Here is a 17,383-nt window from a genome sequence, read left to right on the forward strand (position 1 = left end):
TCACCCCCATCGCGGGCAAGCCCGCTCCCACATTATTTGATCTTCGACATCATCAGCGCTTGTCTACACTCTTCAATACCCAAGGAGAGTAAGCGCTCGGCAACTGGCCGGCACAGGAGTGCTCGATGTCTCCCCACTTTTTTCACCAGCAACGCGGCGCCATTGGCTTGATGGCCGTTGGCGTGCTGGCGTTTGTCCTGATGTGCACGCTGCTGGTGGTCGACAGCGGCCGCTTGTACCTGGAAAAACGCAAGCTGCAAGGCGTGGCGGACACGGCCGCGCTGGAGGCTGTCAGCCGCAATGGCACCTGCCTGGCCGGGCTGACGGCGGCCGCTTATGCCGGGCAAAGCGTGGCGCGTAACAGTTTTGTGGTGGGTAACGGCAATACGTTGGTAACCACCTGCGGCGCGGTCACCACGGCGGCTTCGGGGCGTCGGGTGTTCACGGCGAACCCGGCGGTGTCGTCGGCAATTCAGGTAGTGGTTAACAAAACCGTGACCACCAGCTTTGCCGGTGGGGTGTGGGCGCTGGTGTCCGGCGGCAAGGTCAGTTTAAACACGGTATTGAGCGCGACGGCGGTGGCGGCGATGCCCACGCCCACCTTGGCTCAGCTGACCATCAACAGCACCCTGGCCAGCGTCGACAGCGCCAGCGCCAGCCTGCTCGGCCCGGTGTTCTCCGCGTTTCTAGGCGGCAATGTCAACCTTACGCTCGCGGGCTGGAACGGCTTGATCAACACCAATATCAACTTGCTCAGTTACCTCAACCAGCTCGCGATTGACCTGAATGTAACGGCCGGTAACTACACCCAGTTACTGGCGACCAACGTCACCGCCTCGCAGCTGATTCAGGCCGCGATCACGGTGCTTTCCAACAACGGCGCGACGGCGGATGTGCTGACCGCTCTGGGCAGCCTGAAAGTTGCCGCGATCAACAATACTCCCCTGACAGTCGGCAAAATCCTGCAATTGCAGACGGGGACGACCGCGGCGGCGCTCAATGCCAATCTTCAGGTGTTTCAGCTGATTCAGGGGGTGGTGCAACTGGCCGGTAACCAAGCCGCTGCAGCGGCAACGTTGCCGATAAGCCTGTTGGGCCTTGCGAACATTACGACGCAGGTGAAGATTATCGAACCGCCGCAATTGTCGGCCATCGGCAACCCGGTGCTGGCGGTGGCCAACCCGTTGGGGCCGAACAAAATCTACGTGCGTACCGCCCAGGTGCGCACCGAGGTCACCATCAGTCTGCCGGTGTTGAGCAGCCTGTCGGGGTTGAGCACGGCCGTGAACAACCTGGTCGGGCCGCTGACACCCGTGCTCGGCAGCCTGTTGAGCCTGAACCTAGTCGACACCATCAACTCGGCATTCTGCCTGCTGGGCGCGGGCTGCCAGCAACTGGACCTGCTGGTGCTGCCGGGCAACCTGCCGCTCAATATCGTGCTGGATGCCGGCGGCGCCAGCAGTTATGTCACCGCGTTCAGTTGCCCCACAGGCGGAGCAGGGACCAAAAGCCTGACGGCGTTTACCACCACTTCATTGGCTTCGCTGAATGTGGGCAAAATCACCAATGCGTTTTCCACCACGCAACCGATGACGGTGGCGCCTCTGCCTCTGATTGACCTCGGTATCAAGACCTGTCACAAAATTCTGGGCATCGGCTCGTGTGATCCTCGCGTGCCGTTTGGCGCTGGCGGTATTGCAATCCAGGTGCAAAGCACTATCGCGGGAAGCAACAGCACGCAGAACCTGGTGTTTTCCAGCTCCACACCATTTGCAACGCCGCCCAACGTAGGGCTTGCGCCGACCTACCAACCCGCGGCGCCGGCCACCAACCTGATCAGCGGGCTCTCCACGGCACTGAACGGCGTGAGCATCACGGCTTATCAACCGGTGGGCAATAACCCATTGGGCATATTGGCGCCGACCGTTGCAGCGCTGATCGGCGGCGTCAGCAACATCGTCACCCCTGTGGTGGACAATCTGCTCGGCCCGTTGCTCAACCCGATCCTCAACAACCTGCTGAACATGCTGGGCATCAGCCTGGCGAATGTGAACGTCGGCGCCAACCTGACGTGCGGCCAGACCGGCGAAGCCTACCTGGTGATTTAAGCGTCGGTGGCCCTGGGCAGCTCCACGCAGAACCGTGCGCCATGCTCGCCGTTGCTGACGCTCAGACGCCCACCCATGTTTTCCACAATGCCGTAGCTCACCGACAGGCCCAGCCCGGTGCCCACGCCAATCGGCTTGGTGGTGAAGAACGGCTCGAAAATCCGCTCCAGCAAGCGTGGGTCAATACCGCCGCCGTTGTCTTCGACCCAGATCCGTACATGGCGGCTGTCATGTTCGGTGTGCACGGCAATCCACGGGCGCAGCTCCGGGTTTTTCTCGCGCTGGCTCAGCAAGGCGTCGCGGGCATTGACCATCAGGTTGATCAGCACTTGCTCCAGCTGGTCGACATAGCCTTTGACCTGCACCGGAATCTCTTCCTGGGTCAGGCGCACCTCCACACCTTTGCCGCGCAAGCCTTCGCTGAGCAAAGACAGCGTGCCCTCGACCGCCTGCGCCGGGTCGAAGGGTTGTTGTTCGACTTCCGAGCGGCGGCCGAACACGCGCATATGGTCCACCACCCGCGCGGCGCGCTGCACCTGGGCGTCGATGCGCTGGAGCTTTTCGGTGAGGTAGTCGATTTGTACAGTGCCGCTGTCCAGGCGTTTAAGCACGTTGACGATGGCCATGCGCATCACGTTCAGCGGCTGGTTGATCTCGTGGGCCAGGCCCGTGGCCATTTCGCCGAGGGTGGCCATTTTCGCGCTTTGGGTCAGTTGTTGCTGGGAGCGGCGCACTTCCGTGTTGTCGCGGCCCACGGCCTGCACTTCCACCAACGCACCTTGCTCATCGAACACCCCGCGGTCCGACCACACCCACCAGGCATGTTCGCGGCCGGGCAACTGCAGGCTGATTTCGGCAGTGCTCACCGGAAACTCCGGCGTCAGTTGCCGGATGCGCTGCACAAACGCCTCGCGCTGTTCGGCCGACAACCAATCCCCAAGGTTTACCCCGCGCAATTGGCCCGGCAGGCATTCCAGGTAATTGGCCAGCGGCGTGTTACCGAAGGTCAGGGTCAGGTCCGGCCGGTAGCGGCAGATCATCGCCGGGGAGTCTTCCACCAGAATGCGGTAGCGCTCTTCGCTGTCCTTGATTTGCTGCGCGGCCAGGGTTGCGTCGGTGACGTCCAGCCACAGGCCGACGGCTTCTACCGGCACGCCAAGGTCATCGCGCAGCAACTTGGCTTCATCGAGCAACCAGTGGTAATCGCCGTGTGTGTCCTGCACGCGATACCGGCTGCGGGTGCTGCCTTCGCGCAGCAGTTGGCGGGTACGCTGGAAATACAAATCACGGTCATCGGGGTGTACCCATTGCACCAGGCTGTCGTGGGTGCATTCGGCGAGGGTGCGGCCGAGCAGGGGCAACAAACTGTCGCTGAAAAACACCGGCTGCAAGGCGCCGTTCACATAGCGCTGCACGTAGATCACCGCCGGTGAGCTGGCGATCACATTGTCCAGACGCGCGTGGGCGGCGGCGGCTTCCAGTTGCTGGTTTTTGATGTCGCTGATGTCGAGCATGAAACCGATGCAGCGCCGTTGTTCACCCGCGCCGAGCACCTGGCCCTGCACGCGGTACCAGATCGGCGCCTGATGGGGGTCGCCGCGGTTGAGGCGCACGCTGGCCAGCAGGGGCTTGCCGAGGGTTTGCAGGTCACGCAGGCGGCTGTGCAGCTCCTGGCGATCGGCGGGGTGGATCAGGTTCAGCCAGGTGTCGAGCGCCTGGCGAGTCGGGCCGTCCTCGGGGTCGAGGTTGCGCAGCAATTGGGGCGCGAGCTGGATTTCCCCGCTGGCGGGCAGCAGTTCCCACCAACCGGTGCCGAGCAGGCCCTGCAGGGCTTCCAGGCGTTCGAGTTGCTGGTGGTGGCGATGCTCGCGCAGGCGACTGAGCAACGGCGCGGCAAGGGCGGCGGTGAGGTTCAGCCAGTCGCGGTCGCGGGTATGGGGTTGGCCGCTGTAGGCGCCGCACAGCAACCATGCGGCCACGCCCTGGCCGTCGCGATAGGGCACGAGGAAGCCATCGGCGTTGCCGAATACGCTGTGCAAGCGCGGGTGGTCACCGCGCCCGTACGGTGCTTTCAGGCTCAGCGGGGTGGTGCCGTCGAGGCTGTCCAGGCAGGTGCCGAGGCGCTGCCCGGTGTGCCAGAACAGCGGGGCGTCGTGGTTGGCGTACTGGCTGTAGATCGACCAGCTCTGGTCTTCCTGATCCAGCAAGGCAAGGGCCACGCACGGAATGCGCCAGCGCTGCGCCACGCTGCTGAGTTGTTCGTTGAACACGTCGGGCAACCGGCTGAGGCTGCACACGCGCAATTGCTCGCTGACCAGGCTCGCCAGCTGTTGGTTCTGTTCGCGTTGCTCGGCCAATTGCCGGCCGCCGAGCAGGTCGCCGATGTCCACGGCGTGCAGCAGCCAGCCGTTATCGTGGGGTTCCAGGGTGCCGCGGGTGTGCAGGGTTTGCCCGGCGATGCCCTGGAAGTCGAGGTCGAGGCTGTGGCGCTGCCAGTCGGCAGGCACGCCTTCAACCGCCACCACGCTGTGGGCACAGAGCAATTCATGCAATTGAGGTGACGGCGCGTGCTTGGCCAGTTGCGAAAGCAGCGTGCCGCTGACCTCAAGTACGCGGCCCTGGGCATCCATAAGCACGTGCAGGCCCGCGACAGGTGGCGCGGCGGGCTCGATAGCCAACGCGCTGCTGCGGCCGAGCAGGCGCCCGAGGAGTTTGTCGCCGGAGGTCAAAATTGCAGGCTCGACTGGGCCTGCAGCGTCACCGGCAACTGCGGCACGGTGCCGATCCCGGGCAACACGATGAACGGCATTACCGACTGAAGGTTGGCCGAGGGGTAACTGATTTTTACCGAGAGCAGGCCGGCAGGAGTGAAAGTGGTGGTGACCTGGGTAGCCGCGTCGAACTTATAGAGCGCGGGGATCCACCCCAACCGTTGAGCCACCGCCGTTTTCGCGGTGTTTTGCACAGCGGCGTTGTACCCCGGCATGCTCGGGTCAAGCCCCACGCTCTGGCGCACGGCTTCGGCGGTTGCCTGGGTGAACGACTGCATTAACAGCAACGGCAGGCTATAGCTGACCATCCCGTAGAACACGGCGAAAAAAATCACGAACACGCCAATGAACTCGATCGCTGCCGTGCCTTTTTGTTTTCCGGGGAGGCCTGTTTTCATCACCGCGTCTACCCTGACGGCTACTACTTGATATCAGCATAGAATCAATCGGCGAAAAGGGATGTTTTTTAGTGATCCACGGTGCAGTTGTTTTGGTGTGGTTGGTGGCGTGTGCGGTGCAGGACGTGCGGCAGCGGTTGCTCGCCAATCGCCTGACGCTCGGCGTAGCCCTGTTGGCGTTGATTTATCTGCTGTGGACGGGCACCACCTGGCTCGGCGCCACGGCCGGGGAGGGGCTTTGGGCCTTTTGTCTTTCATTATTGCTGACGTTGCCCGGCTACGCCCTGGGCCGCCTGGGCGCGGGGGATGTAAAGCTGCTGGCCGCCTTCGCACTGGTTTCGGATTCACATCACTTGCTGGGGGCATTTATTGGCGCTGCGGCCGCCAATGTGCTGTGGGTTTTGCTCGCGCCAAAACTATGGCCGCTTATGAGTCAACGACTTAAAAAAGCTATGGGTTTCTTGGCGCCTGATCCGTCAAGAAAACTACCGTTCGCCCCGTTTTTATTGGTGGGATTCGTGGTTATCCGGTTTTGGATCCATTAATCGTCCGAGGTGATTAACGCTATGTACATAGTCGGAAAGTAGGTCTACGTTTAATAAGAAGTTGTACAGGAATATTCGTCGTAGGGAATGGGTCAATCTTTTGGCTTTCCAGGGCATGGAGTTGCATGTGAACAAGCTTACCTCAGCAGTAAAGGTGATCGTCGTCGATGACCAGCCCCTCATCGTGGAAGAGCTCTGTGAGTTTCTTGAAAGCAGTGGCTTCCGCTGTGTCCCGTGTGAGTCCAGCCAGCAGGCGTTGAAGCGTTTCACTGAAGACGCCGAGATCGGCCTGGTGCTGTGTGATCTGCATATGCCGGACATGGACGGTATCGAGCTGGTCCAGGCACTGCAGAAAGTGGCCGGCAAACAACGCGCTTTCGAAGCCATCATGCTGACCGGCCGCGCTGACAAGCAGGACGTGATCAAGGCCCTGCGCGCCGGGATTGCGGACTATTACCAGAAGCCGATCAACCTGGAAGAACTGCTCGAGGGCCTGCAGCGTCAGGAAGCTGCCCTGGAAGAGCGCAAAAAAGACCTGCAACTGGGCAATCTGAACCAGAAATTGCAGTTCCTTTCCGAGTCGATCAACGACCTGTACCAGGACCTCGACAAGGTACGCCGCAGCCCGCCCGTGCAGGACAGTGAAGAGGCGACGGCCGAGGACGCGGGGCCGCTGGAAATTCCGGCGATCTTCAACCAGCTGTCACCTCGCCAATTGGACGTCGCGCGGCTGGTGGGCAAGGGCCAGACCAATTATCAGATCGCCTGCGAATTGGGCATCACTGAAAACACGGTGAAGCTGTATGTGTCGCAGGTGTTGCGCCTGACCCACATGCATAACCGCACGCAGTTGGCGCTGGCGTTGTCGCCGAATAATTCGGCGTTGCGTCAGCGGGTGACCGCGCATTGATGGCGGCCAAACCTGTGGGAGCTGGCCTGCCTGCGATGGCATCCACCGCAGGCTCCTGAAAGACCGAGGTGTCTGCATCGCAGGCAAGCCAGCTCCCACATTAATTTCTCAGTTGCTGCCCTGGGTTTTCCCGCCGACCTTCTGGTCAAAATACTCCGGAATCGGGTGCTTGAAGCTTTCCAGCCAGCGCTGGTTGGCTTGATCGCGCTCGGCCGCGGCGGCTTTCTGTTGGGTGGTTGACGAGGCCTTGCCGCTCGGTTGCAGCGTCAGCCAGCTCTCGGTGACGGCCTGTTGCGGCGACGACGGGCCAGGCTCGATGGCCATGACACTCAAAGGCAGTGCCAGCACTGCCAGGCTTGCGAGATACGCTGCTTTCATCATCAATTCCTCGGAGTGCCGGGTACGTCGCTGACCGTGGCTATCTGGTCTTTGGCCTTGGTGGCCGGAGTGACGGAACCCTTGAGTTTTTCGGCGCGTGCCTGGGCTTCAGTGACTTGCTCGGGGGTGAGGCCGATCTGGCTGACCACCTGGGCCGCCTGTTTCCAGTTATCTTGATAAATCAGCAAGGTCACCAGGTTGATCGCCGCCAGCGGGTCGCTTTGTTTGAGCTCCATGGCGGTCATGAATTCGAAACGGGCGTCTTCCATGCGCAACTGGTTGAGGTACACCACGCCCAAGTCATTGCGGATCTTTTCATCGGTCGGCGCCAGGCGTGCCGCGCGTTGCAGGTGAGCCATGGCCAGGCCGTTGTCACCTTTGGCCGAGGCCAGTTGCCCCAGCCCGTGTTCGCCTTCGGCCGCCATGCAGCTGCCGATCAGGCTGCGGTACAACGGCTCCGCCTCGCTGCGCCCGAGCAGTCGATAGGCCTTGGCCTGGCGCAGGCGCACTTGCGGCAAATTCGTCGGCAGGCTTTGCAGGTTGGCGAGGCTGGCGTGCAGCTTGCCGTCGTTGGCCATTTCATCGGCCAGGTTCAGTGCCAGTTCCTGGTCGGAGCCGGGTTTGGGGCAGCTGCCGCCGGCGGTGAGGGCGCCCCACGGGGTCTGGCCATTGGTGGCGCACCCCCCGAGCAGCAACAGGCTCAAACCGGCTATCAAGGCTTTCATCGGGCATTCCTCACAGGTTACTCAGGGCGCGGGTGATACCGATAAATGCCGGCCCCCCGAGCACGATCAAAAGGGCAGGAAACAAAAACACCATCATCACCACCGACATCTTCGCCGACATCTTGGAGACGAACTCCTGGATGCGCGTCAGGCGCCGGTCATCCAGCAATTGCTTGAGCGACAGCAGCGATTTCATCGCGCCGCCGCCTTGCTGAACCAGTTGCTGCAGGATGATGCAGGTGTCGGTGAATTCGTCCACCGCCAGCAGTGTGGAGGTCTTGCCCAGCTCTTCGCTCAGCTCCAGGCCCGAATCGACCCGCGCCAGGATCAGGCGCAGTTCATGGGTGAGGGCCGGCAGCAGGCGCTGCGCTTCAATGCTCATCACGCGCAGGGCCTGTTCGACGGCCATGCCCGACTCGAACAGGATGCGCAGCAGCGGAATGAAGGTCGATACCTCGCGGGAGATCTGCTGCTGGCGCGCCTTGGCGGCCCTGGCCAGGATGCGTTTGGGCAACAGGTAGCCGATGCCCAGCCCGATCAAGGGCATCAGCCATGGTGCGCCGGTATTGGGAAACAGCACTTGCTGGGTGAGCAGTACCACCGCGCCGAGTACCAGCGGCGTGCCGATCTGGAAGGCGGCGAACATGGAACGTTGGCTGGATTTGCGCCAGCCGACCCGGTTGAGCAGCAGTTGGGTTTCGTTGTCCAGGCTGACCGAGCGCTGCGCGATCGGGCTGTTGCCCAATTGCCGCATCACCGTGCCGAACGTGTTCTCGCGGCCCATCTGGCCTTGCAGGCGCTGGGCAACCAGGCGCTGGCCACGCCGATGCTTGAGCAGGTTGGCGACCACCAGGCCCAGGGCGGCAAGGAACAACACAGCGCTGATCAGCAGGGCGATACCCATCTCATACGCTCCGAAACATGCGCCACAGGGTGAAGCAGCCCATTAGCTGCATGGCCAGCGCTACGAACAACAGAATGCGGCCGGTGCCGTCGTTCCACATGGTCCCCAAGTATTGGGGGTTCACGGCCAGGAAGTAGCCGACCATTGAGATCGGCAGGGCGGTCAGAACATAGGCGGTCACCCGGGTTTCCCCGGTCAGGGCGCGCAGTTGGCGGGCCGCCTGTTCACGCTCGCGGATCATTTTGATCAGGTTTTCCAGTAGTTCGCTGGCGTTGCCGCCGTAGCGATGGTTGACCTTCAAACCCAAGGCGAACAGGCGAAACTCGTCGCGCTCATAGAACTCGGCAAAGTCGTGGGCGGACTCCGGCAGGCTGACGCCCAACTGTACGTTGCGTTGCACACGCCCCATGGCTTGCTTGAGCGGGTCTTCGACCACGTCGATGCCACCCAGCACGGCGTCGGCGAGGGTGCGTCCGGCCTTGAGGCTGCGCACGGTGTGGTCGAGCAGTTGCGGCAGTTGTTCGATCATGCGCCGGATGCGCCGCTGATAGCGCCAGGCAATGTACAGGCGCAGCAGTAAAGGCGGCAGCGCCAGCATCACCAGCAAACCGACCCAGCCGGCCACCAGCAGTCCAAGCACGGCGCCCAGTGCCCACATGGCCAGCCACAGGCCTAGGTTGTCGCTCGGTTTGCCCAGGCCTGCGCGCAGGAACATGCGCTCCACGCCGCTCCATTGGCTGGCTTCTTCGGTGAGCTGGGGCTGGCCTTCGGCGAGGCGGCCCAGCACGCGCTCGGTCTGGGCGCGACGCAAGCCGTTCTGAAAGGAGCGGATCGACAGGCCGATCAGGATCAGACAAATCAGTAACAGAATGGCCCCGGTCATGGTCGCGTTCCTTTCAAGGCTAGGCCGGTTCGCGGCGCAGTTTCTCGCCGGCAGGGTTGACCGCTTCACGCAGGAAGCCGAACCCGGTGCGCCGGTCGTGGCGGAACAGGGTGTTGGTCACGTACACGTCTTCGCGTATGCCCACCACTTCGACCACTTCGCTGACGCAACGGCGGCCGTCGGGCAGGCGGGTCAACTGGATCACCACGTCGAGGGCCGCGCAGATCATCTGGCGCAGGGTTTTTTCCGCCACCACGCGGCCGGTCAGGCCCACCAGGGTCTCCAGGCGCAGCAGGGCGTCGGCGGCGTTGTTGGCGTGCACGGTACTCATGGAGCCGTCGTGGCCGGTGTTCATGGCGGTGAGTACATCGAGCACTTCCACGCCGCGGATCTCGCCGAGAATGATGCGGTCGGGGCGCATCCGCAGAGCGTTGCGGATCAGGTCGCTGGCCTTTACCTCACCATGGCCCTCGGCATTCGGCGGGCGGGTTTCCAGGCGTACCACGTGGGGGTGGCCCAGCTGCAATTCGGCCACGTCTTCGATGGTCACCAAGCGCTCGTGGGGGTTGATCAACTGGCTGAGAATGTTCAGCAGCGTGGTTTTGCCGGTGCCGGTACCGCCGCTGATGAGGATGTTGCAGCGCTTGCCCACGGCTTCCTGGAAGAAGTCGAAAATGTTCTGGTCGATGGTCTGCATCGCCACCAGGTCACTGCTCTTGAGCATGTCCTTGCGAAACTTTCGAATCGACAGGCATGGCCCATCCAGCGCAATGGGCGGGATGATCGCGTTGACTCGGCTGCCATCGGGCAGGCGTGCATCCACCATCGGCGACGACTCGTCCAAGCGCCTGCCCAGCGGCGCGAGGATGCGTTGCATCACGCGCTCCACGTGGTGAGAGTCGATAAATCGCAGGTCACTCTGGTGCAGCAAACCGTCGCGCTCGATAAACACCCGGTGCGGGCCGTTGACCAGGATTTCCGTCACGGAAGGGTCTCGCAGCAGCACTTCCAGCGGGCCGAAACCGGTCAGTTCGTCGACGATTTCTTCAGCCAGGCGCTCCATTTCATAACGGGAAATCGCCAGGTGCATGCGGTTGATGTATTCGGCGACTTTGTCGATGACAAACTGCGCCAGCAGTTGGCGTGAACCTTCCAGCAGGTTCTTTCCCGACTCTTCGATGGCATCGATGATGTAGCGATGCAGCACCAGTTTCAGCCCGTCGTGGTCGGTGTTGCCACCGAGCCCGCGGGCGGGTGCGCCGAAGAGTTTTTCGCCGTTCATTTGCTGGTCCCCAGCAGGCGTTCAAGCCAGTTGTAGGAGGGTTTTGTCATGCCTTCCGAACGTTTTGCCAGGCGCTCGCCGAGGGTCTTCAACCCTTGGGTGAGGTTTTCACGCGGGGCCAGGGAGAACAGGGTTTGCCCCTGGTTTTTCGCGTTCAGGCGCACTTCCGGGCTGAGCGGCAATACGGCGACCACTTCCAGGCCAAAGCTTTTGCTCAGGGCCTCGGCATCGGGGGCGCAGCCTTTGATAAAACGGTCGACCAACAGCTTGGCGTGTTCGAGTTTCATGCCCTTTTCGCGCCACTGGTTCAGCACGGCGAGGTTGCGACGGCAGTCCAGCACGCTCTGGTCGGTGCACCACAACAACTTGTCACAGTGGCTGACAAAGGTGCGCAGGGCTTCGCTGTCCGGCTGGCCGGCGAGGTTCACCACAATGTGCTGGAAGTGATGGCGCAGAGCGCTGAGCAACATGTACAGCTCGGCGGCACTGGTGCGTTCCAGCGGTTCGTCACCGGGGGCGTAGGCGAGAATGCGCAGGCCGTCTTCAGCCGAAGTGAACGCGCTGTTGATCAACGTGCTGTCCAGCCGCCGCAGGTGGCGCAGGGCATCGCCGAAATTGAACGAGCTTTCCAGGCCCAGCAACGCCAGGCTGTCGCCACGGGGCAGGCCCAGGTCCAGCAGCAGGGTTTGCTGGCCGCTCTTCTGTACCACCAATGCCAGATGGCTGGTCAGCAGTGCGCCGTCGGCATTGCCTTGTGTGCCGTACAGCACCGTCAGGCCGCCCAGTTGGGTGCTGGTGGTGACGGGCGGCAGGCGTTTGCTCAGGCGTCGCACCAGCCCGGCCACTTCGCTGGAGCGTGAGCCATAGGCGACGAAATCCCGCGCCCCGGCACGCATGGCGTTCAGCACCAACTGGTTGTCCATGCCGTCGCCGAGGGCGACGATCGCCAGCATCGGTTTGGCCTCCAGCGCGCCTTCGATCAGCGCGCTTTGAGCCACCACGTGCTCGCGGTCCAGGCCGACAAATACCAGGTTGGCGAAGGTCACATCCACCAGCGCCAGCAGCTCGTCAAGGGTGCCGCTGCCGGCGCTGACCACTTGGCCAAGGGGGGCCAGCGCGCCCTGGAGCCACTCCAGGTCGGTCGTGTTGCGGGTAATTGCCAGGAAGGTCTGGCTCAGACTATCGCTCATTGTGACAACCCGTTGAGTCGGTCGAAATTGCCGTTTTCGAGGAAGTACAGGCGGTACCAGTTCGGGTCATAGTTGCGATAGTTTTCGCCCGGCAGCGTCGGCAACTGGGCGTTGGCCGCCAGCGGCTGCACCAGGTGCGGCGTGACGATCATCAGCAGTTCCTTGTCCTGGCGGTTGACCGAGGAATCACGGAAGAACGCGCCCAGAATCGGAATGTCACCCAGGCCCGGAAACTTGCTGATATTGGTGGTGTTGTTGCTGCTGATCAGGCCGCTGATCACGAAGCTTTCGCCATCGGCCAGCGACACACTGGTGTCGGTGCGGCGGATGGTCAGGGCGGGCACCTTGATGCTTTCGATGACCAGCGCGTTGGTGTAATCCAGCTCGCTGACCTCCGGCGCTACCTTGAGGGAAATGCGGTTGCGGTCGATCACCGTCGGCGTGAGCGTCAGGCGAATCCCGAATTCCTTGTATTCGATGGAGATGGTGTTGCTGCCGCTGCTGGGCACCGGGATGGGAATTTCGCCACCCGCCAGGAAGGTCGCACTTTGCCCACTCATGGCCACCAGGCTCGGGCGCGCCAGGGTGTAGGCAAAGCCGCTGCTTTCCAGGGCGTTGATCATCGCCGCAACCCGGCCGCCGCCGAAGCCGATGTTGAAGTTGTCGGAGCTCACCGGCAGCTTGAAGGTGGTGGGGGTGGGGAACACCAGGTTGGGGCTGCCGACGAAAAAGTTTTTACCCATGCCCAGAATCTTGGTACTGGCTTCCTTGAGCTTGGTGCGGCTGACCTCCACAAAGCGGATGTCGGTCTGCACCTGGCTTGGCAGCGAAGGGTCGTCCGCCGGGGCCAGCGACAGGCTGGTCAGCGCCGAGGTGGCCTTGCCCTTGACGAACACCATGCTCTGGCGCGGTGTGGTCGAGCACGAGGTCCACACCATCAGGGTGGTGGTGCCGGAGGCGATGCCGGTCAACAGGAAGCCACGGTCACCGTTGAGGTGCACATCGGCCACTTTGGGGTCACCAATCGCCAGGCGCGTGATGGCCACCGGCGACTGCAGTTCCTGTTGCAGGCCTTCGCCCACCGAAAGGGCGGCGGGCAGTTGGCCCAGGCTGGCGCAATTGCCTGTGGCGGCCAACGCCAGGCCCACAGACAGGTTTGAGAGCAGCAGGGCGCAGGCGATTTTCAGCGTGAACACCGGTACGAAACGTCGGCTCATGCACAGCATCCTTGTTCAGTCGGGCGTTTGTTGAGTTGCTTGATTGCCGCGTATCACCTCGACACCCGTGCGGCGCGGGCTGCCCTGGGCGATTTTTTTCGGGGCTGGGGCGAAGGCGAGTTGAGTGAACTGGTAGAGGTCGCGGTTGGCGCTTTGCACTTTGGCCGGCGCGTCGCTTTCACCGGCCCAATAGTGGCTGAGCAGGCGTTCGTCGCTGCTGCGCACGGCCAGGCGCAAGGTGCCGGCCTGGGTGGCCAGCATCAGGCGGCTGAGCAGCGGCTCGGGCACGGCAAGCACCACGGTGCGAGACGGGGCGCGACGCTGGGCTTTTTCTTCGGCGGTCATCGCCGGCGGGGAGGCGGGCGAGCCGTCGTTGGTCAGGCCCATTTGGTCGCCGACACTGAGCAGGCGCAGGGCGGGAATCACCACTTGGGCCGATTGTTCGAGGTTGGCGGTGTCCTGGCGCAGGTACAGCAGCACGTCGACGTAATCGCCGGGGCTCAATTGCCCGGCAGCGCCGATCACTTCATCGACGGCGACGGCCAGGGCGCGCTCGTCCGGACGGATCATTCGCGCCAGTGGACCACCCGGGGTGAAACTTTCTTCATTTAACCAACTGCCTGCACTCAGGGCGCGCCACGGCGTGCGGCCGATGGCCTGGTCGACGCTGGTCATGCTGCCGGCGGGGACGGTGCGCAGTTTTTCCACAGTGAGGTCGGCGGCGGTCAGGGCGACAAAGGGCGGGACATCATGCGCCAGCACGACCACCGGTTGGCGGGTCTGGTCTTCCACCGCGGCGACGGCTTTTTCGACAGGAGCAGCCTGTGGCGGCGGCGGTGGCGCCGGTGCGGGGTCGCGGCTGAGCACTAACCCCCAATAACCGGCAAACAGCGCGCCGACCAATAACACTGCGGCCAATACCATGCTGAGACGCGTGTTCATGACGGCTCTCCCTTTCCTGTTGCACCAATACCCATCTATCCGAACAGGCTAAATTCGCAACCTGGCTGCTATGAACATTTCACTAACTATTTCGCTATTTGAAGGTAGTTCAGCTAGGACAAAATGCCATTACTGACAGAAAGATTTCTTTCCTATATAGGCAGCGACCTTTGAAATCACGGATTTACGGCGTCAGCAAAGCACCCACTACTTTGTGATTAATCCGTTCTTACAGTTGTGAGGGCAGGGTTTGTTGACAATGCTCAGATGGCACATCGCAATTATTGTGCGACACCGGGAACAGGGCGCCGTGGCGTCTGAGGAGAAGTACGATGATTCTTGATTTCTTGATAAAACTTCACGTTCAACTGCAGTTGCTTTTTCATCGCAAAGAAGGCGCGACGGCGATTGAGTACCTCATTCTTGTGGCCATTGTAGCGTTGGTGATACTTGCCGCCGGGACGACCCTGAAGCCTCAGATCACCGCCTTTTTCACCAAAATCACCACTGCCATTACCCCGACGTGAGTGTGTGACGGTATCTACCTGAATAGCCGGGCGCCGAGTCGCCGAGGAGCAGTACCATGATCCTTGATCTCTTGATGAAACTTCATGTTCAACTCCAGTTGCTCTTTCGGCGTAAAGACGGCGCAACGGCGATTGAATACCTCATTCTGGTTGCGATTGTAGCGCTGGTGATACTGGCTGCCGGGACTACACTGTCGCCACAGATCAGTGCGTTGTTTACCAAAATAACCACCGCCATTACCCCAACTTGACCATCAATCGGCACTCTGTGAGTACTCTCGTTATTGATCGGCACCACCAGGTAGTACCCATGAATGCTGCTGCATCCCCTTACCGCCAACAAATCCTGTTGGTGGATGACGAAGAAGATGCCCTCGTTGAACTGGCGGAGTCGCTGGAGAACGAGGGCTTCGTTTGTTTTACCGCTTCCTCTGTGACCTTCGCGTTGCAGGAACTCACCCTCAACCCCGACATTGCCCTGGTCATCACCGACCTGCGCATGCCCGAGGAGAGTGGTATCTCTTTGATCAAACGCCTGCGCGAACACACCGACCGCCAACACCTGCCGGTGATCGTGATGTCGGGCCATGCCGAGATGGATGATGTGAGCGACATGCTGCGCTTGCAGGTGCTGGATCTGTTTCGCAAGCCCATCTACCTGGTGCGGTTGATCGATACCCTCAACAGCCTGTTTCCCCTGCGTAAAACCCCTCTGTAGTACGCGTAGCCCGGGTCAAGAACAGGGCCCAAATGTGGGAGCTGGCTTGCCTGCGATAGCTGACTCACAGCCAATACAGATGTTGTCTGCCATACCGCTATCGCAGGCAAGCCAGCTCCCACATTCGGTTGCTGACCTATTCACAACTGATAACTGAAACTCAGCGTATACCGTGGCCGCCGGTTGAAACTGTCCAGGGCGATGTCCGACATCGGCTTGGCCGCTTCCAGTGCAATGTTGTAGTACTTGTTGTCGCCAAAGCGCAGGCCCACGGCGGCCGATGACATGTCATTGCCCTTGACCGGCAGCTCGTTGAACCACGTCTTGGCGCGGTCGAGCACCACGTAAGGCTGCAGCACCTTCACCCAGTCGCCGGCGCGATTGAAGCTGTAGTTGACCTCATACGCCACGCCCCAACCCTTGTCGCCCGAGCCCTGGTCGTCCGGGTAGCCGCGTCCGAAGTTCTGCCCGCCGAAGGTGGCGCGTTCGCTGTCGGGCAGGGTGTTGTTGCTCCAGTAAAACGCGCCTGACAACACGCCCTGCCAATTGTCGAAGAACTTGTCGCTCTGCACGCCGGAGAGGCGCAGACGGAAGAAGTCCAGGTCAGGCTCTGCGGTGCCGAGGTCGCTGTGGGTTCTGGCGCCCAGGCCGTTGATGCCCTGGTACAGGCCGGCACTGAGAATGCGCAATTGACGGGCGTCGGATTTGCGCCAGTCGCCTTCGAAGGCGAGCGCGCGCAGATTGGTTTCGATGTCGAAGCGTGGCTGATAGCCGACCAGTTGATAACGGGTGGTCTGGTCCACCGCATACAGGCGCGTGCCCAGGGTCAGCGACTCATTGGGTGAGGCAATCAAGGGGTGGCTGAGGCCGAGGGTGTAGCGGTCGATGGACTGGTGCGGTTTGAGCTCGAAGCCGCCGTCGAGCTGGATGTTGCTTCTGGGGTCGGCGCGATAACGCTCGGCACCGAGCACCAGCTGGGTGCCTTCGGCATTGATGAACTGGCTGTAGCCTACGCGGTAGTAATGCTCTTTGTCGTCGCCCGGCGGAAACAGGCCACTGACGTTGATCTGTTCACCCACGGACGTCTGGGAATTGCTGGTGGCCGTGAGCAAGGCCTGCAGGCCGCCACGGTTTTCGTCGACCAGGCTCATGCTGGTGGTGAACGGTTTGCGGCTGGCCTGGATGACCATGTGCGTGGCGCCGTCGGTGGTGCCGGGTGGCGGCACTTGCGCTTGCAGGGTCACGCCCGGAATGCGCCCCATCAAGGTGGTGTAGCGCTCGAACGTCTTGCGTGTGAGCGGGCGTTCACCGAGCAATTTGTTCGCCAGTTTGTCGACGTAGGCGGAGACCGATCCGATGTCGCCGTTCTGTTGGTAATCCTTGATGTAACCCTCTACCAGTACCACGCGCACCAGGCCGTTTTCGAAGTTCTGCTGTGGCAAAAACGCGTAGGACAACAGGTAGCCGTCTTCCTGGTAGCGGCGGGTGATGCTGCGGGTTGCCTCGATCAGCTGCGCAAGGTTGGTCTCATGCCCAATCAGCGGCGCGAATGCCTTGGCGGTCTCATCCAGCGGGTAGACGGTGCCGCCCTCGATCTGCAATTTGCGGATGGTGACTTTGGTGTCCATCAACAGGGGTTGGCCTTGTGTGGGCGAGGTTTCCGGCACCTGGGTCTGGGGCGTGACAGGGCGGTACGCGTCCGCCGGCAGGTTGGGCACCGGCAGGGTGCGGATGGTGTCGTTGCTGTTGAGGAAGCTGGGAAGGGTCTCGGCCTGGACGTAGGCACTGAGGGTGAGCAATAACAACGGCGTCAACACGCGCATAGGACACTCCATGGTCAAACTGCAGCAGCGTTTCGGGCCCGCCGGGTTCTGGGACGCGGTTC

Annotated in this window: 17 protein-coding genes; 6 read left to right on the forward strand and 11 right to left on the reverse strand. The window is 61.8% G+C overall.

Annotated elements, in window-relative coordinates:
- Window positions 1-125: 125 nt before the first annotated feature.
- Window positions 126-2,108: a pilus assembly protein TadG-related protein gene (locus ATI14_RS10370; protein ID WP_016972498.1), complete on the forward strand. Its 1,983-nt coding sequence runs from the start codon at window positions 126-128 to the stop codon at window positions 2,106-2,108.
- Here the strand turns inward: ATI14_RS10370 and ATI14_RS10375 are convergent.
- On the reverse strand, window positions 2,105-4,837 hold the full coding sequence (locus ATI14_RS10375) for a PAS domain-containing sensor histidine kinase (protein WP_016972497.1): 2,733 nt from the start codon (window positions 4,835-4,837) through the stop codon (window positions 2,105-2,107). The two genes, ATI14_RS10370 and ATI14_RS10375, sit on opposite strands and share 4 nt — an antisense overlap.
- On the reverse strand, window positions 4,834-5,277 hold the full coding sequence (locus ATI14_RS10380; RefSeq protein ID WP_016972496.1) for a TadE family protein: 444 nt from the start codon (window positions 5,275-5,277) through the stop codon (window positions 4,834-4,836). The genes ATI14_RS10375 and ATI14_RS10380 overlap by 4 nt, the downstream gene beginning before the upstream one ends.
- 71 nt (window positions 5,278-5,348) lie before the next feature.
- Between ATI14_RS10380 and ATI14_RS10385 the strand changes: the two genes are divergently transcribed.
- Both ATI14_RS10385 and ATI14_RS10390 read left to right on the forward strand, forming a co-directional pair.
- Complete coding sequence (locus ATI14_RS10385) at window positions 5,349-5,822, forward strand: prepilin peptidase (protein ID WP_016972495.1); 474 nt, start codon at window positions 5,349-5,351, stop codon at window positions 5,820-5,822.
- 127 nt (window positions 5,823-5,949) lie between these two features.
- The gene (locus tag ATI14_RS10390; RefSeq protein WP_026083254.1) at window positions 5,950-6,732 is read left to right on the forward strand and encodes a response regulator transcription factor; all 783 of its coding nucleotides are present in this window, start codon (window positions 5,950-5,952) and stop codon (window positions 6,730-6,732) included.
- A gap of 108 nt (window positions 6,733-6,840) precedes the next feature.
- Here ATI14_RS10390 and ATI14_RS10395 read toward each other — a convergent pair whose 3' ends face one another.
- Genes ATI14_RS10395 through cpaB form a run of 8 tightly spaced genes read right to left on the reverse strand, consistent with a single transcriptional unit; the run spans window position 6,841 to window position 14,253 of the window.
- The gene (locus ATI14_RS10395) at window positions 6,841-7,110 is read right to left on the reverse strand and encodes a DUF3613 domain-containing protein (protein WP_016972493.1); all 270 of its coding nucleotides are present in this window, start codon (window positions 7,108-7,110) and stop codon (window positions 6,841-6,843) included.
- Window positions 7,111-7,112: 2 nt separating this feature from the next.
- Window positions 7,113-7,835 (reverse strand): tetratricopeptide repeat protein, encoded by a 723-nt coding sequence (locus ATI14_RS10400; protein WP_016972492.1) that lies wholly within the window; start codon window positions 7,833-7,835, stop codon window positions 7,113-7,115.
- A gap of 10 nt (window positions 7,836-7,845) precedes the next feature.
- Window positions 7,846-8,739 (reverse strand): type II secretion system F family protein, encoded by an 894-nt coding sequence (locus ATI14_RS10405; protein WP_016972491.1) that lies wholly within the window; start codon window positions 8,737-8,739, stop codon window positions 7,846-7,848.
- 1 nt (window position 8,740) lies between these two features.
- Window positions 8,741-9,622 (reverse strand): type II secretion system F family protein, encoded by an 882-nt coding sequence (locus ATI14_RS10410; protein ID WP_016972490.1) that lies wholly within the window; start codon window positions 9,620-9,622, stop codon window positions 8,741-8,743.
- Between the two features lie 19 nt (window positions 9,623-9,641).
- On the reverse strand, window positions 9,642-10,904 hold the full coding sequence (locus ATI14_RS10415; protein WP_016972489.1) for a TadA family conjugal transfer-associated ATPase: 1,263 nt from the start codon (window positions 10,902-10,904) through the stop codon (window positions 9,642-9,644).
- Window positions 10,901-12,094 carry a CpaE/TadZ family protein gene (locus tag ATI14_RS10420; RefSeq protein WP_016972488.1) on the reverse strand — a complete coding sequence of 398 codons (1,194 nt, stop codon included), beginning with the start codon at window positions 12,092-12,094 and terminating at the stop codon, window positions 10,901-10,903. Before ATI14_RS10420 ends, ATI14_RS10415 begins: the two co-directional genes overlap by 4 nt.
- On the reverse strand, window positions 12,091-13,311 hold the full coding sequence (locus ATI14_RS10425) for a type II and III secretion system protein family protein (RefSeq protein WP_016972487.1): 1,221 nt from the start codon (window positions 13,309-13,311) through the stop codon (window positions 12,091-12,093). Before ATI14_RS10425 ends, ATI14_RS10420 begins: the two co-directional genes overlap by 4 nt.
- A gap of 15 nt (window positions 13,312-13,326) precedes the next feature.
- A complete protein-coding gene (cpaB, locus tag ATI14_RS10430) occupies window positions 13,327-14,253 on the reverse strand; it encodes a Flp pilus assembly protein CpaB (protein ID WP_016972486.1) in 927 nt (308 codons plus the stop codon).
- A gap of 332 nt (window positions 14,254-14,585) precedes the next feature.
- Between cpaB and ATI14_RS10435 the strand changes: the two genes are divergently transcribed.
- The 3 genes from ATI14_RS10435 to ATI14_RS10445 are packed head-to-tail and all read left to right on the forward strand — an operon-like array spanning window position 14,586 to window position 15,498.
- Window positions 14,586-14,780 carry a Flp family type IVb pilin gene (locus ATI14_RS10435; protein WP_016972485.1) on the forward strand — a complete coding sequence of 65 codons (195 nt, stop codon included), beginning with the start codon at window positions 14,586-14,588 and terminating at the stop codon, window positions 14,778-14,780.
- A 56-nt stretch (window positions 14,781-14,836) separates the two neighbouring features.
- On the forward strand, window positions 14,837-15,031 hold the full coding sequence (locus ATI14_RS10440; protein WP_016972484.1) for a Flp family type IVb pilin: 195 nt from the start codon (window positions 14,837-14,839) through the stop codon (window positions 15,029-15,031).
- A gap of 59 nt (window positions 15,032-15,090) precedes the next feature.
- A complete protein-coding gene (locus tag ATI14_RS10445; protein WP_016972483.1) occupies window positions 15,091-15,498 on the forward strand; it encodes a response regulator in 408 nt (135 codons plus the stop codon).
- Window positions 15,499-15,638: 140 nt separating this feature from the next.
- On the opposite strand, the gene ATI14_RS10450 is transcribed toward ATI14_RS10445, so the two are convergent.
- A complete protein-coding gene (locus ATI14_RS10450; RefSeq protein WP_031320106.1) occupies window positions 15,639-17,321 on the reverse strand; it encodes a ShlB/FhaC/HecB family hemolysin secretion/activation protein in 1,683 nt (560 codons plus the stop codon).
- Window positions 17,322-17,383: the final 62 nt, after the last annotated feature.

Source organism: Pseudomonas tolaasii NCPPB 2192 (genome assembly GCF_002813445.1).
GTDB classification, from domain to species: Bacteria; Pseudomonadota; Gammaproteobacteria; order Pseudomonadales; family Pseudomonadaceae; genus Aquipseudomonas; species Aquipseudomonas tolaasii.

Coding starts and splice junctions, on each gene's coding strand:
- ATI14_RS10420 (WP_016972488.1), bottom strand. CDS start 12,094: ATGAGCGATAGTCTGAGCCAGACCTTCCTGGCAATTACCCGCAACACG.
- ATI14_RS10410 (WP_016972490.1), bottom strand. CDS start 9,622: ATGACCGGGGCCATTCTGTTACTGATTTGTCTGATCCTGATCGGCCTG.
- ATI14_RS10370 (WP_016972498.1), top strand. CDS start 126: ATGTCTCCCCACTTTTTTCACCAGCAACGCGGCGCCATTGGCTTGATG.
- ATI14_RS10445 (WP_016972483.1), top strand. CDS start 15,091: ATGAATGCTGCTGCATCCCCTTACCGCCAACAAATCCTGTTGGTGGAT.
- ATI14_RS10395 (WP_016972493.1), bottom strand. CDS start 7,110: ATGAAAGCAGCGTATCTCGCAAGCCTGGCAGTGCTGGCACTGCCTTTG.
- ATI14_RS10440 (WP_016972484.1), top strand. CDS start 14,837: ATGATCCTTGATCTCTTGATGAAACTTCATGTTCAACTCCAGTTGCTC.
- ATI14_RS10380 (WP_016972496.1), bottom strand. CDS start 5,277: ATGAAAACAGGCCTCCCCGGAAAACAAAAAGGCACGGCAGCGATCGAG.
- ATI14_RS10400 (WP_016972492.1), bottom strand. CDS start 7,835: ATGAAAGCCTTGATAGCCGGTTTGAGCCTGTTGCTGCTCGGGGGGTGC.
- ATI14_RS10450 (WP_031320106.1), bottom strand. CDS start 17,321: ATGCGCGTGTTGACGCCGTTGTTATTGCTCACCCTCAGTGCCTACGTC.
- ATI14_RS10425 (WP_016972487.1), bottom strand. CDS start 13,311: ATGAGCCGACGTTTCGTACCGGTGTTCACGCTGAAAATCGCCTGCGCC.
- ATI14_RS10415 (WP_016972489.1), bottom strand. CDS start 10,904: ATGAACGGCGAAAAACTCTTCGGCGCACCCGCCCGCGGGCTCGGTGGC.
- ATI14_RS10405 (WP_016972491.1), bottom strand. CDS start 8,739: ATGGGTATCGCCCTGCTGATCAGCGCTGTGTTGTTCCTTGCCGCCCTG.
- cpaB (WP_016972486.1), bottom strand. CDS start 14,253: ATGAACACGCGTCTCAGCATGGTATTGGCCGCAGTGTTATTGGTCGGC.
- ATI14_RS10435 (WP_016972485.1), top strand. CDS start 14,586: ATGATTCTTGATTTCTTGATAAAACTTCACGTTCAACTGCAGTTGCTT.